This window comes from Microbacterium sp. (assembly GCF_044340635.1).
Classification (GTDB): domain Bacteria; phylum Actinomycetota; class Actinomycetes; order Actinomycetales; family Microbacteriaceae; genus Microbacterium.
In genome coordinates this window covers 283,388-297,062 of record NZ_JBIITF010000001.1, presented here as the reverse complement: position 1 = coordinate 297,062, position 13,675 = coordinate 283,388, and the positions used below count along the sequence as shown (strand labels likewise).

Annotated in this window: 14 protein-coding genes and 1 tRNA gene; 9 read left to right on the top strand and 6 right to left on the bottom strand. The window is 69.0% G+C overall.

What is annotated here, in order from left to right; genetic code table 11:
• Nucleotides 1-96: 96 nt before the first annotated feature.
• Nucleotides 97-1,098 carry a nucleoside hydrolase gene (locus ACIQ0W_RS01420; RefSeq protein WP_396641098.1) on the bottom strand — a complete coding sequence of 334 codons (1,002 nt, stop codon included), beginning with the start codon at nt 1,096-1,098 and terminating at the stop codon, nt 97-99.
• 64 nt (nt 1,099-1,162) lie between these two features.
• On the opposite strand from ACIQ0W_RS01420, the gene ACIQ0W_RS01415 reads away from it, so the two are divergent.
• On the top strand, nt 1,163-2,017 hold the full coding sequence (locus ACIQ0W_RS01415) for a ribokinase (protein WP_396641097.1): 855 nt from the start codon (nt 1,163-1,165) through the stop codon (nt 2,015-2,017).
• Between the two features lie 44 nt (nt 2,018-2,061).
• A complete protein-coding gene (locus ACIQ0W_RS01410; protein ID WP_396641096.1) occupies nt 2,062-2,742 on the top strand; it encodes an SDR family NAD(P)-dependent oxidoreductase in 681 nt (226 codons plus the stop codon).
• Nucleotides 2,743-2,775: 33 nt separating this feature from the next.
• Here ACIQ0W_RS01410 and ACIQ0W_RS01405 read toward each other — a convergent pair whose 3' ends face one another.
• On the bottom strand, nt 2,776-3,651 hold the full coding sequence (locus tag ACIQ0W_RS01405) for a neutral zinc metallopeptidase (RefSeq protein ID WP_396641095.1): 876 nt from the start codon (nt 3,649-3,651) through the stop codon (nt 2,776-2,778).
• Nucleotides 3,652-3,725: 74 nt separating this feature from the next.
• Here ACIQ0W_RS01405 and ACIQ0W_RS01400 point away from each other — a divergent pair, with 74 nt between their 5' ends.
• The gene (locus ACIQ0W_RS01400) at nt 3,726-3,938 is read left to right on the top strand and encodes a hypothetical protein (protein WP_396641094.1); all 213 of its coding nucleotides are present in this window, start codon (nt 3,726-3,728) and stop codon (nt 3,936-3,938) included.
• A 68-nt stretch (nt 3,939-4,006) separates the two neighbouring features.
• On the opposite strand, the gene ACIQ0W_RS01395 is transcribed toward ACIQ0W_RS01400, so the two are convergent.
• Nucleotides 4,007-4,080, bottom strand: a tRNA-Gly gene (locus ACIQ0W_RS01395).
• 188 nt (nt 4,081-4,268) lie between these two features.
• Here ACIQ0W_RS01395 and dcd point away from each other — a divergent pair.
• Complete coding sequence (gene dcd, locus ACIQ0W_RS01390; protein ID WP_396641093.1) at nt 4,269-4,874, top strand: dCTP deaminase; 606 nt, start codon at nt 4,269-4,271, stop codon at nt 4,872-4,874.
• A gap of 97 nt (nt 4,875-4,971) precedes the next feature.
• Here the strand turns inward: dcd and ACIQ0W_RS01385 are convergent, their stop codons facing one another.
• Nucleotides 4,972-5,724: a MarR family winged helix-turn-helix transcriptional regulator gene (locus ACIQ0W_RS01385; protein WP_396641092.1), complete on the bottom strand. Its 753-nt coding sequence runs from the start codon at nt 5,722-5,724 to the stop codon at nt 4,972-4,974.
• Nucleotides 5,725-5,837: 113 nt separating this feature from the next.
• Between ACIQ0W_RS01385 and ACIQ0W_RS01380 the strand changes: the two genes are divergently transcribed.
• The gene (locus ACIQ0W_RS01380) at nt 5,838-6,413 is read left to right on the top strand and encodes a MarR family winged helix-turn-helix transcriptional regulator (RefSeq protein ID WP_396641091.1); all 576 of its coding nucleotides are present in this window, start codon (nt 5,838-5,840) and stop codon (nt 6,411-6,413) included.
• A gap of 114 nt (nt 6,414-6,527) precedes the next feature.
• Here the strand turns inward: ACIQ0W_RS01380 and ACIQ0W_RS01375 are convergent, their stop codons facing one another.
• Nucleotides 6,528-7,952: an MFS transporter gene (locus tag ACIQ0W_RS01375; protein ID WP_396641090.1), complete on the bottom strand. Its 1,425-nt coding sequence runs from the start codon at nt 7,950-7,952 to the stop codon at nt 6,528-6,530.
• A 384-nt stretch (nt 7,953-8,336) separates the two neighbouring features.
• Between ACIQ0W_RS01375 and dnaK the strand changes: the two genes are divergently transcribed.
• Genes dnaK through ACIQ0W_RS01355 form a run of 4 tightly spaced genes read left to right on the top strand, consistent with a single transcriptional unit; the run spans nt 8,337 to nt 12,291 of the window.
• Nucleotides 8,337-10,217 (top strand): molecular chaperone DnaK, encoded by a 1,881-nt coding sequence (dnaK, locus tag ACIQ0W_RS01370; protein ID WP_396641089.1) that lies wholly within the window; start codon nt 8,337-8,339, stop codon nt 10,215-10,217.
• Between the two features lie 3 nt (nt 10,218-10,220).
• On the top strand, nt 10,221-10,847 hold the full coding sequence (locus ACIQ0W_RS01365) for a nucleotide exchange factor GrpE (protein WP_396641088.1): 627 nt from the start codon (nt 10,221-10,223) through the stop codon (nt 10,845-10,847).
• Between the two features lie 12 nt (nt 10,848-10,859).
• Entirely contained in the window at nt 10,860-11,846 is a 987-nt protein-coding gene (locus ACIQ0W_RS01360) for a DnaJ C-terminal domain-containing protein (RefSeq protein WP_396641087.1), read from the top strand.
• A gap of 19 nt (nt 11,847-11,865) precedes the next feature.
• A complete protein-coding gene (locus ACIQ0W_RS01355; protein ID WP_396641158.1) occupies nt 11,866-12,291 on the top strand; it encodes a heat shock protein transcriptional repressor HspR in 426 nt (141 codons plus the stop codon).
• Nucleotides 12,292-12,369: 78 nt separating this feature from the next.
• Here ACIQ0W_RS01355 and ACIQ0W_RS01350 read toward each other — a convergent pair whose 3' ends face one another.
• Complete coding sequence (locus ACIQ0W_RS01350) at nt 12,370-13,581, bottom strand: DUF2252 domain-containing protein (protein WP_396641157.1); 1,212 nt, start codon at nt 13,579-13,581, stop codon at nt 12,370-12,372.
• Nucleotides 13,582-13,675: the final 94 nt, after the last annotated feature.

Sequence of the window (13,675 nt, the reverse complement as noted above, 5' to 3'; positions counted from 1 at the left end):
TCGTCGAGCGCACGACGTGCGCCCGAGCGCACCCCTTCGACACCGCGCCGAGGTCGTGCGCTCGAGTCGAGGTCGTGCACTCGCGCAGGGGGACAGTCAGCTCGGAGGGGCCATCCCCGTCAGGACCTCGACCAGGTGCGGCCCGAGGGGGCGGTCGATCTCGCGCACGAAACGCGTGCGGTGCCCGTCGTGGTGCAGGTCGCCCAGACGCTGATTGCGCAGGTCGGCGATCGTCTGTCCACGGCCCGGACCATCGCTCGTGTCGACCGTGATCGGCACGAGGGGAGCACGGGTCGCCGTGACATCGCCGACGGCGAGCGCGGCAGCGAGCGGGTCGTGCAGGGCACACATCCGTCGCCCGTAAGTGGGTTCGTAGAAGTCGAAGTAGTGGTCGAGGATCTGACCGAGCGCGCGGGGGAAGGGCGCCGCCGCCGCGAGGAGGGTGTTGCGGTCTGACTCTTCGAGCGTGTGCTCCATCGTCACGTCGAGCGGCACGAGGGTGACGTCCCAGTCCGCGGCGAACACCTCGGCCGCGGCCTCGGGGTCGTTGCCGATGTTGGCTTCGGCGACCGGGGTGATGTTGCCCGCGGCGACCCCCGCGCCGCCCATGATCGTGACGGAACGGATGCGTTCGGTCAGAGTCGGGTCGGCCTGCAAAGCCAGCGCGAGGTTCGTGAGCGGGCCGATCGCGACGATTTCGAGGTCGCCCGCGTATTCGTGCGAGAGCTCGAGCAGCAGGTCGACGGCGTGGCCGTCGCGCGGGGCGCGGGTGCTGCGCGGCAGGTCGACATCCCCGACCCCGTTCGCGCCGTGCACGTGGGGCGCGCCGCCGCCGAAGCCGTGACTGAGGTGGTCGTGGGCGCCGATCGCGACCGGCACATCCGGTTGTCCCGCCAGCGCCAGCAGGTCGAGGGTATTGCGCGCCGCGGGCGCCGAGGCCAGGTTGCCGCTCACGGTGCCGATGCCGACGAGTCGAACGACGGGCGAAGCGAGCAGGTACCCGAGCGCGACGGCGTCGTCGACGCCCGTGTCGCAGTCGAGGTAGAGGGGGCGGGGCGTGGGGGCGATGATGTTCTCCTTGCGGGGCCGAGGGCTCACTGGGTTATACCCCGGGAAGGGTGGCGTCGGCAAAACGGGGGAGTGACGCCCGGAGGGTGATGGAATGGCCGGTATGGTCCTTCCTTCTCTCGCACCCCTCGCCGTCGTCGGCAGCATCAATGTCGACCTGACCGCGAGCGTGTCGCGACTGCCCGGACCGGGCGAAACGGTTCTCGGCGGAACCCTTGCCCGTGAGCCCGGCGGCAAGGGGGCGAATCAGGCCGCGGCGGCAGCGCGACTCGGCGCGTCGGTGCGGATGATCGGATGCGTCGGCGACGACACCGACGGTCGCTGGATGCTCGAGGGGCTCGCGAACGCGGGGGTCGACGTCAGCGGCGTGTGGCTCGGCGATGAAGCAACCGGAACGGCGCTCATCACGGTCGACGCGGAGGGAGAGAACCAGATCGCCGTCTGCCAGGGCGCGAATGCGGATGTCTCGCTGCTCGGTGTCTCGTTCGAGCCCGCGGAGGCGGTGCTCGTCCAGCTCGAGATCCCGATGGAGATCGTGGTCGACCTTGCCGCGTCCGTGCCCGGCTTCCTCGCCGTGAACGCGGCCCCCGCCTCGCCGTTGCCTACCGCGGTGGTCGAGCGGGCGGATCTGATCATCGTCAACGAGACCGAGTTCGCCCTGCTGCCGGAGGTCGCGCGGGCGCGCACGGTCGCCGTGACATACGGCGCGGACGGTGCGGCGCTCCGGCGCAATGGGGTCGAGGTCGCCCGGGTCCCCTCTCCTCGGGTCGAGGCGGTCAGCTCGGTCGGGGCGGGGGACGCGTTCTGCGCTGCCCTGACCCTGGCGTTGCATTCCGGCTGGGATGACGAGGCAGCGCTCGCGGCTGCTTGTGCCGTCGGAGCCGACGCGGTGCGGCATCCGTCGGCGCAGCCCCCGCTTCTGCCTCTGGCGAAGTACGCGGCGGGCTGAGGCTGTTCTCGATCGAGTCACCGAGCCGGGGTTACGGTAGCCCCATGGATCTGCAGCTTCGCGACCGCGTCATCCTCGTCGTCGGCGGCCACGGCCTCATCGGTAGTGCCGTCGTCCGCCAGCTGAACGAGGAAGGCGCCATAGCCGTTCCCGCATCACGGAGCGCGGCGGAAGGCCTCGTCATGGACGCCGCCGACGACACATCGGTGGCGGCGGGGATCGCGCACGTCATCGAGACCCACGGCCGCCTGGACGGCGTCGTTGTCGCGGCCGCACCGAGTGCACGAACGATGGATCCGTCGAAGAACTCCGAGCCCGGACAGGTGCGGGACGCCGTCGACGGGAAGGCGCTCACGTTCCTCCGGGTGGCCAACGCCGCGCTCGAGCACATGCGCGATCGCGGGTATGGACGCATCGTCGGTATCAGCGGACAGAACGCGTACGTGACCGGGAACATCGCCGGATCGGTCAGGAACGCGGCGCTCATCCTCACCGCGAAACACCTCGCGGATGAGACGGCCGGAACCGGCGTGACCGTGAACGTCGTGAACCCCGGCATCGTGTCGGACGATCCATCACCGGATGTGCCCGTGGGCACGAGTGGCCAGTCGACGCCCGCCGACACGGCACGGCTCGTGACCTTCCTGCTCTCGCCACTTTCCGGGACCGTGAGCGGTGAGTCCATCGCGGTGGGTCATCGCACGAGAGGCTTCACCCACCTCTGACCTTCCGTCGGACTCGTCGCCCCAGAGTCGGATTCAGAGTTGCGTGCCGGCGATGCCGAACGTGTCGCACGCGGTCACGCCGTTGTCGTACCCGACGTCGAACCACCGCTGGCGCTGTTCGCTCGAGCCGTGTGTCCAGCTCTCGGGATTGACGGCGGCGCCCGACTGCTGCTGAATGTGATCGTCGCCGACCGTGGCGGCGGCGTTCAGCGCATCGGCGACCTGGGCCCGAGTGGGCGTCTCGAGGTACGGGGTACCGGTCTCGTCGTCGGCCTCCGTCATGCCTGCGACCCACGCGCCGGCGAAGCAGTCGGCCTGCAGTTCCGTGCGGACCCCGTTGCTGTCGGGCCCGGTGCCATTACTCGGGTACTGCTCGAAAATGCCCGTCAGAGCCTGGACATGATGGCCGTACTCGTGGGCGAGGACGTAGAGCTGGGCGAGCGGACCCGCCGACGCGTCGAACCTGTCCCGCAGCAGGCCGAAGAACGTGGGATCGACATAAACGGTCTCCTCCGGCGGGCAGTAGAACGGGCCTGTCGCGTTCGAGGCCGTGCCGCAGGTGGTCGGAGTGGAGCCGTCGACGATGATCAACGTGGGCGCGCGATAACCCTCCAATTCGCCGGCCCAGAACTCGTCGAGCGCGAGAGAGGCGGAGGCGAGACGGCAGTCGTCGCGGGCATTGGCGTCCTGTCCCGTCTCGCAGCTCTCGATCGCTGTCCCTTCCGAGCCGGCGCCCGGCGCCGTGCCCCCGCCACCCAGCAGTGACGAGAGGTCGGCGCCCGTGAAGAGATTCACCAACAGCACGACGACCGCTCCGAGGCCCACCACGCCGCCCCCGGCGATGGCGGCGCCTCTGCCCCGCCGCCTCGCTCGATTGCCGCCGACACGGGCGTTGTCATTGAAGGTCACTCGCTCAGATTAGGGCGACGCGGGGCTGCAGTCACCGCGCTTGACAAGCCGCCCGCTCGCGAGCCAGGGACGACGTGCGACTCGACGGATTATCGGCACGCCCCGCAGCCGACCTCGTCTTCCGTGCCACCGCATCGGATCAAGAACTCAACGCCTTGAACCGCGCCGTGTACGAGGGACTCTTCTCCTACTCCGGCACCCTGGCGGGCGAGGCGGTGAGCGGATATGCGTGGGGCGAGATCCAGGGCGTGCCTCCGGCGGGCACCCCCGTTCCACCCCACTGCTAGTCCGCGTCGGTTCCTGCGGCACCCACACGAAAGCCCCGCCGCGCGGCCTGTGGCCACACGTCGGGACTTGGAGGGGCTGACGGGAATCGAACCCGCGCTATCTGCTTGGGAAGCAGAAGTTCTGCCATTGAACTACAGCCCCGGAACGCCTCGCGGCGCCCCGCCAGCCTAGCAAACGGTCGCTGCGGCCCTCGCGCTGTTCGTCATTCAGTCTCGACGACTCGAGCCGGTCGCCGGTGAGCCCAAGATCCGCGTGATCTCGGGGAATGCCGCGCGGGCCGGTTCGCGGAGACTGAATTGCGAACGCGGTCCGCTCGGTAGGCTGAGGCCGTGCTGCTCTCGGATCGCGACATCAAGCTCGAACTCGACGCGCGGCGGATCGGCCTCGAGCCCTACGACCCGCAGATGGTCCAGCCATCCAGCGTCGACGTGCGCCTCGACCGGTACTTCCGGCTGTTCGACAACCACAAGTACCCGTTCATCGACCCGGCAGAGGATCAGCCAGAGCTGACCCACCTGATCGAGACGGCGCCGGATGAGCCGTTCATCCTGCACCCGGGCGAGTTCGTGCTGGGCAGCACCTTCGAGCTCATCTCGCTCCCCGACGACGTCGCGGCCCGACTCGAGGGCAAGTCGTCGCTCGGACGCCTCGGGCTCCTCACGCACTCGACCGCGGGGTTCATCGACCCCGGATTCTCGGGCCACGTCACGCTCGAGCTCTCGAACGTCGCGACCCTCCCCATCAAGCTCTGGCCGGGCATGAAGATCGGGCAGCTCTGCTTCTTCCGCCTGTCGTCCCCGACCGAGAACCCCTACGGCTCCGGTCCCTACGGCAACCGGTATCAGGGTCAGCGCGGGCCCACCGCATCCCGGTCGTTCCAGAACTTCCACCGCACCGACGTCGGCGTGACCGACTCGGGCGCCGTCGGAGGCTGACGCCCGAGCGATCTCGACGCGCGAGAGGACGCAACATGCCGTGTCGTCGCGTTGGGCGACGGCATGTTGCGTCCTCTCGGTGAGGGGCTAGGCCGGGTCAGGATGCCTCGGCGCGATCCTTCGCGGCGCGGAACCCCGCGTCGAAGCCGCGTTCGAAGGCGCGTTCCGCGTGGCGCTCGCCGCGGTGACCGCCGCGCCGGTGCTCGCGCGGGCCGCAGTGCTCGTGGGCGCCGTGGTGTTCCCCGCGTGGCCCGAAGCCGAAGCCGAAGCCGGGGCCGGATGCTGGGTCCATGCCTGGGGCGGAGCCCGGACTGCCCGCCGGGCCGAACCCGGCGCCGAAGCCGTGGCGTGCGCCCGGCCCGAAGCCGCGACGTCCGTGACGGCGTCCGAACCGGGGCATCCGCTCGCCTTCGTCCCCACCCAACTCGCGGGCGATGGCTTCGAGCGACGCGGTCATCGTGGCGTAATCCTCGGGGCTCACGGCGCTCGAGACGCGCTCGCGGATGCCGTCGACGATCCCGCCCAGGCGAGCCTTCGCGGCACGTCCCTCGTCGGTGAGCGCCCAGGCATCGTCGGCGCGGGCGACCCAGCCGCGTTCGGCCAGGGCACGCAGGCGCTTGCCTCCGCGTCCCTGGACGCGGGAGGCGAGCCAGCCGGGCACGTCGACGTCGCCGGACACCGCGTTCAGCAGCATCCAGTCGCGCCGGTCGACGTCCTCGGCGGCGAGCGCATTCGCGAACTCGCGCGTGATCATGGCGTCGACGGCGCGCAGCCAGTAGCCGAGGGGGAGGGGCCGGGTCGGGCGGTCGTCGTCGGAGGCGCCGTCCGGTGTGTTCTGTGTGTCGTTCATGGGAAGTCCTTTCGGGTGTCCGGGAACAGCCGGACTCTTTGCATGTCATGTGGCATGTGCATGTACTGTGACATGGAAATGGATGCATGTCAACTCACATGTAAGTTAGGGCCATGGCCCACGACGATTCCCCGCGCGACACCCGACCCGGGCAGGGTGGCGATGATGCCGACGCGATCGCCGCCGCCCTCGCCCGCCTGCGCGGACGACGGATGCCCAAGCCGCCGTGGGGCGAGGAGGGACCGCATCGCGGCCCGGGCATGCGGGGAGGCGCGGGCTGGATGCGGGGCGCACCGCACCGCGGTGAACACCCCCACGCGGGCTCCCCGCCGTGGGTTCCGCCTCGCCTGGGTGGCCCCGCGCGGATGCGCCTGCTCGAGACGCTGGCCCAGGCATCCGGTCCGCTCTCAGTCGGCGAGATCGCCGACGCTATCGGCGTCGATCAGCCCCGGGCGTCCCGCCTGGTGCAGCAGGGCGTCGAGCTCGGCGTTGTGCGTCGCGAGGCGGACCCCGACGACGCCCGGCGCACGCGTGTCGCGCTGACGGATGCCGGTGCGGCCCTCGTCCGCGGCTTCCGCGGCGACCGGCGTGAGGCGGTCGACCGCGCCCTCTCGACGTTCACGGATGCCGAGCGGGCCGACCTCGCCCGGTTGCTGACCAAGCTCGCGGACGGCTGGCCGCAGGGCTGAGGCCGGGACATCCGTTCGGCCAACCATCACGAACGGACGCGACGCGCCGTGTGCGGCCGACGTGTAGCGGCGAGTCGCGACCGTTCGCGCGCCGAACCGGGCCGCGTGTGCCGGTCAGTTCGTGCCGCGCGGCGCCGGCAGGCGCACGAACAACAGCAGCACGAGACCCAGGGTGAGCACCAGGGCGATCCCGAGCACGCCCCACACGGTGGCGCCGAAGACGGCGATTGACAGCGTCCACATTGCCGGCGCGAGGAAGCTCGCAACGCGACCTGTTGTGGCATACAGGCCGAAGATCTCGCCCTGCATGCCCTCGGGCGTCACGCGGGCGAGCAGTGAGCGACTTGCGGCCTGCGCGGGTCCGACGCACGCCGAGAGGATGAGGCCGCATACCCAGAAGATGATCTTCCCGGAGTCTTGCAGCACCAGCAGCACGACCGCCGCGAGGATCAGGAGCGAGAGGGCCGTGATGATGACGTTACGCGCACCGAAGCGGTCATCTACCGTGCCCGCGATGATCGTCGAGATACCGGCCACGACGTTCGCGGCGATCGCGAAGATGAGCACCTCGTTGGATGAGAACCCGAACGCGACCGCGGCAAGGATGCCACCGAACGCGAAGACTCCGCCGAGTCCATCGCGGTAGACGGCGCTCGCGAGCAAGAACCAGAAGGTCGCGCGGTGGGTGCGAAAGAGCGCCCGGACATCCTTGACGAGCACGACGTACGCCGCGAAGAAGTTCACCTTCTGGCCGGGAGCGGATGCCGGTCCCTCGGGAACCGTGAAGAAGAGGGGCAGCGAGAAAGCGATCGTCCACACCCCGCAGCCGACGGCGATGAGTCGGTAGGCGAGACCGTCCGAGGTATCCATTCCGAACCAGTCCAGCTGCGTCACCACGACCACGAGCGTCAGAGCGACGATGCCGCCGATGTAGCCGAGCCCCCAGCCCAGGCCGCTGACCTTGCCGATCGTGCGCGGGGTGGAGACCTGCACGAGCATGGCGTTGTAGTTGACGCCCGCGATCTCGGACACGACCGCGCCGATCGCGAGGATGAATGCGCCATACCAAAAGAACGCCGGGTCGGCCCGCACGAAGAACAGAGCGAACTGCGCGAGCGCGAGCAGCATCGTGAAGATGAACAGCCAGCGCTTCTTGCGGCCGGTCCGGTCGGCGCTCTGACCGAGCACCGGTGCGAGAACGAGGATCAGCAGTCCGGCGAGCGTCGTGACGAGCCCGTAGCCGCTCGACAGATCGGCGAGCGCGCGTTCCTTGAGTGGGTCGCTCGCGGGCAGCGCCGCGATGTCGGCGGGCAGGAAGGCATCCGAGACCAGGTACAGCGACGCGAAAACGAAGGTAAGCACGACCGAGTTGAACGGCTGTGCCGCCCAGTCCCAGAGCGCCCAGGCGACGACCTGGCGGCGCGGAATGTCGCGGTCGTTCGTAGAGTCCTGGAATGCCTCGCCGATCGCGCCGAGCGCCCGGGTGTTCGCCGTAGCGGGAGGCGCTTGCGAGGGAGAGGGCGGTCGCGTTTCGGGCATGTCGGTCACGTTATGACCCCTCCGTGAACATTCGGTGCGGCGCGCTCAGGCTATACCCGGGGTCACTCAGGAGCAGACGCATCCGTCCGGCCTCTTCGCGTAACGATCCGCGAACGGACGCAACACGCCGCTCGGGATGACGGTGGACGGCGTGTTGCGTCCGTTCGGGCAGGTGTGAGAGCCGGCGTTCGCCGGCGATATCGAGTTGGCGAGGCCAAAGTTGAGCCCATTCATATCAAGTTCATTTGACGTTGGATCGCGAGCGGGATACCCTTGAGTCATAACGGCTCAACCCCCCTCCGCACGGAGGCGATCGGGCAGAGCCGAATCAGACTTCAGGCCGCGGCATCCGTCCGGCCTCACACGAAGAAGAGAGAGACACACATGCCACGTGCAGTTGGAATCGACCTCGGCACGACCAACTCGGTCGTCAGCGTCCTCGAGGGCGGCGAGCCCAAGGTCATCGCGAACGCCGAGGGCTTCCGCACGACCCCCTCGGTCGTCGCATTCACGAAGGACGGCGAGGTGCTCGTCGGTGAGACCGCCAAGCGCCAGGCCGTGACCAACGTCGACCGCACCATCTCGTCCGTCAAGCGCCACATGGGCACGGACTGGACGTTCGACGTCGACGGCAAGAAGTACACCGCGCAGGAGATCTCGGCGCGCATCCTCGGCAAGCTCAAGCGCGACGCCGAGGAGTACCTGGGCGACAGCGTCACCGACGCCGTCATCACCGTTCCCGCGTACTTCAACGACGCCGAGCGCCAGGCGACGAAGGAGGCCGGCGAGATCGCGGGCCTCAACGTCCTGCGTATCATCAACGAGCCCACCGCGGCCGCCCTGGCCTATGGCCTCGACCGCGGCAAGGAAGACGAGCTCATCCTGGTCTTCGACCTCGGTGGCGGAACGTTCGACGTCTCGCTGCTCGAAGTGGGCAAGGACGACGGCTTCTCCACGATCCAGGTGCGCTCGACCGCCGGCGACAACCGCCTCGGTGGCGACGACTGGGACCAGCGCGTCGTCGACTACCTGATCAAGCAGTTCAAGGACACCACGGGCGTGGATGTCGCGGGCGACAAGATCGCCCTGCAGCGCCTCAAGGAGGCCGCGGAGCAGGCGAAGAAGGAGCTCTCGAGCTCGAGCTCGACGAGCATCAACCTGCCCTACCTGTCGTTGACCGAGAACGGCCCCGTGTCGCTCTCCGAGACGCTGACGCGCGCCAAGTTCGAGGATCTGACGAAGGACCTGCTCGACCGCACCAAGAAGCCGTTCGAGGACGTCATCCGCGAAGCCGGCATCAAGGTCGCGGACATCGACCACGTCGTGCTCGTCGGTGGCTCGACCCGTATGCCCGCCGTTGCCGAGCTCGTCAAGCGCGAGGCCGGCAAGGAAGCGAACAAGGGCGTCAACCCGGACGAGGTCGTCGCCGTCGGTGCCGCCCTGCAGGCCGGTGTGCTGAAGGGTGAGCGCAAGGACGTTCTGCTCATCGACGTCACCCCCCTGAGCCTCGGTATCGAGACCAAGGGCGGCATCATGACGAAGCTCATCGAGCGCAACACGGCCATCCCGACCAAGCGCAGCGAGACCTTCACGACGGCCGACGACAACCAGCCGTCCGTTGCGATCCAGGTCTTCCAGGGCGAGCGCGAGTTCACGCGCGACAACAAGCCGCTCGGAACGTTCGAGCTCACCGGAATCGCCCCGGCGCCCCGTGGCATCCCGCAGGTCGAGGTCACCTTCGACCTCGACGCGAACGGCATCGTGCACGTGTCCGCGAAGGACAAGGGCACCGGCAAGGAGCAGTCGATGACCATCACGGGCGGCTCGTCGCTGCCCAAGGAGGACATCGAGCGCATGGTGCGCGAGGCCGAGGAGCACGCCGCGGAAGACAAGAAGCGACGCGAGTTCGCCGAGGTCCGCAACCAGGCCGAGACGCTCTCGTACTCGATCGAGAAGCTCATCCAGGACAACGCCGACAAGCTGCCCGAGGACGTCAAGTCGTCGGTGCAGGCCGACGTCGACGCGCTGAAGACGGCCCTCGCGGGCGACGACGACGAGGCTGTGAAGGCCGCGTTCGACACGCTCAACGCGAGCCAGGGCAAGCTCGGCGAAGCGATCTACGCCTCGTCGCAGGCGGCGGGCGATTCGGCGGGCTCAGGGACCGACCCTGACGCGACCGACCCGGGCAACGGCGAGACGCCGAACCCGGAAGAGGACGTCATTGACGCCGAGGTCGTGGACGACGAAGACGAGAAGAAGCAGTAGGACATGGCGAACAAGGACGACGAACGCCCCGAGGGGCAGGGCGCCGGTCCTGATGGCACGCAGGGGCCGGAGGAGCAGTCCTCCGGCCCCGTGTCGCAGGACGGGGTGTCGCAGGAGGGCCAGAGCGGCAACAACGAGGAACTGACTCTCGACGACATCCTGGGTGCGCCTCAGAACCCGGATGCCGCAGCTCAGGAAGCCGTGCTCGCCGATCTCGAGTCGGCGCTGCTGGGTGACCTCAAGCGCCTGCAGGCGGAGTACGCCAACTATCGGCGCCGCACGGAAGAGCAGCGCGAGCGCGAGATCGAGCGCGCGAAGGGCGAGGCCGCAAAGGGCCTTCTGCCCGTGCTCGATGACCTCGACCGCGCCGCGAAGCACGGCGATCTGCAGGAGGGCACGCCGTTCTCGGCGATCGGCGAGAAGATCCGCACGGTCGCCGAGCGACTGGGCGTCACCTCATTCGGCACCGCGGGCGAGGCCTTCGATCCGCAGGTTCACGAGGCGATCTTCCAGCAGCCCATCGCGGGCACGGAGGTGCCGACGGTGCTCGAGGTCGTCGAGGTGGGCTACCGTCTCGGCTCGGTCGAACTGCGACCCGCCAAGGTCGTCGTCGCCGTGCCCGCAGAGTAGGCGGAGGCAGCGATGGCTAGCCAGGACTGGTTCGACAAGGACTTCTACAGCGTGCTGGGCGTTCAGAAGGACGTCACGCCCGCCGACCTCAAGAAGGCGTACCGCAAGCTTGCGCGCACGTATCACCCCGACTCCAACCAGGGTGATGTGAAAGCCGAGGCGAAGTTCAAAGAGATCAGCGAGGCGTACTCGGTGCTCTCGGATGCCGGTCAACGCGAGGAGTACGACCAGATCCGCGCCATGGGCTCCGGGGCGCGCTTCACCGCCGGCGGCGGGGGCAACCAGGGGTTCGAGGACGTCTTCAGCCGCTTCGGCCAGGGCCGCGGCGGACCCCAGCCCGACTTCGACGACATCTTCTCGATGTTCAACCAGCAGGGCGCGGGCGGGACGTTCGGATCCGGCCGGTTCGGTCAAACATCCGGTGGATTCCGCGGCTACGGCGGACCGACGCGCGGCGCGGACATGACGGCGCGAACGACGGTCGACTTCGTCACGGCGACCAAGGGCGAGACCATCACCCTGCAGGGGGAGGACGGCAGCCCGTTCAAGGTCAAGATCCCCGCGGGTGTCGCGGACGGGCAGAAGATCCGTCTGCGCGGACGCGGGCGGCCCTCGCCCGACGGCGGCGAGACTGGGGACATCGTCGTGCAGGTCGCGGTCCGGCCGCACCCCGTCTTCACGCGCGATGGCCTGAACCTGCGGGTGACCGTGCCTGTGACGTTCACCGAGGCGGCACTCGGCGCCACGATAGAGGTTCCGACTCTGGGCGGTGACCCCGTCAAGCTGCGCGTTGCGCCCGGAACGCCCTCGGGTCGTGTGCTGCGCGTCAAGGGACGCGGCGTGCAGACCCAGAAGGGAACGGGCGATCTGCTGGCCGAGGTCCAGGTGGCTGTTCCTGCTCATCTGGACGATGCGGCTCGCGAGGCGCTCGAGCGGTTCCACGAGCTGGAGCCGAAAGAGAACCCGCGCGCCGACCTGATGGCCAGGGCGCGGGGATAAGGCGCTCATGATGAACGGGATGCGCGGCGAAGAGATCGACGAGGATGCCCCGATCTTCGCGATCGCGGTCGCGGCCGAGCTCTCGGCGATGCATCCTCAGACCCTGCGGCAGTACGACCGCCTGGGCCTCGTCGTCCCCGCCCGCACGCAGGGCGGTTCGCGGCGGTATTCGACGCGCCACGTCGAGCAGCTCCGAGAGGTCGCGCGGCTGTCGTCGGAGGGCATGAGTCTTCCGGCGATAGCGCGCATCCTCGAGCTCGAAGAAGACGTACGGACGCTTCGGCGTCAGGTGCGCGAGCTCGAGTCGCGCGTTCGGGCCGAGGTGCAGAATCGGCCCGGCGCGCGCGTGTTCGCGGCGGGCACGGCGGGCGCCGTCATCACGCTCCGCCACGGCAAGCGCGTCCGGCGCGCGACCGACATCGTGCTCTGGCGCCCCGAAGACTGACTGGCGCGAAACTTCAGCTATGTCACGTTTTGCCGTGCTTCTTCGGACATAGCTGAAGTTTCGCGCGCTGTACGGGGGTCAGGACTGGGCGGCGAAGGCGGCGTGGTCCTGGCGGGATAGTTCCGCGTAGGCGTAGGACCAGTCGACGATCGCCTCGGCGACGGCCCGGCCTCCGCCGATGTACCCGGCGACCTCGGGCGCGGCGGGCGACTGGCCGTGTGCCCGGGCGAGCACGATCGCGCAGGCCTGCGCGTAGCGACGGAACGGTCGATCCTCGAGTGTCTCGATGTCGATACCGCCCTTCATGTCGTGGAACTGGCGCACGTAATAGTCGTCGCCGTTCGCCCGCAGATGCCCGAGGAACGGGTCGGACACGGCCTGCAGGATGCGTTGCATGGCTACGACGCGTGCGCCCTCGCCGTTCAGGTCGACGTGCTGCGTCAGGCTCGTCGGCTGGTGGATGCCGCCGTACTGGGCCAGGACGCTCCGCCCCGCCTGCTTCGCCTGCAGGAGCAGCACGTTGCCGTCGCCGTCCTGGAACGCGGTCAGGTAGCACCGCGTGCCGACGCTGCCGACACCCACGACGCGGCGGGCCATGTCGGATGCCACGTACTGCTGCACGACCATCCGCACATCGACGTTCGCGGAGGCGAGGTAGTCGGCGATGAACCGGTGCAGACCCTCTTCGATCTCGTCCGAGACGTGCGTCATCGTCGGGGCCCGCTCGACGAACGTCACCCGCCCGTCGATCACCTCGGTCAGGCGCCGGGCGGCGCGCTCGGAGGTGCGTTTCTGTGCGTCCCGGATGGCGGCGCGCAATGAATTGGCCGACGTCGAGTCCATGGCCTCGAGTCCCGCCTGCGCATCGAAGTGCTCGTAGTAGCGGTGCAGGGGGCTGTGACGGCGCCCGGACGAGAGGGACTTGGCGTACCTTTTCACGGTCGCGAGAGCGGTCGCCCGCACGACCGCTTCATCGCGGCCCGTGTCCTGCCCCGCGATGATGATGCTCGCGACCAGCCGCTTGACGTCCCACTCCCAGGGTGCCCACGCGGCCTCGTCGAAGTCGTTCAGGTCGAAGACGAGAGTGCGGAGGGGGCTCGCGTAGAAGCCGAAGTTCGCCACGTGCGCGTCACCCGAGGAGCCGACCAGGATCCCCGAGTGCGGGTCGCGCGCGAGGTCCGCCGCCATCACCGCTGCCGCGCCCCGGTAGAAGGCGAAGGGGCTCGCCGCCATCCGTTCCCGTCGAATGGGCACGAGTTCGGGAACGCGGGGTTCGTTCTGCTCCGACAGGATGCCGAGCGGGTCGCGATCCGTCGTCGTGAGCGTCGAAAGTGCGGCGCGGGGAGTGCGAGAACGTGCGGATCGACCCGCCTGAGCCCGGCTC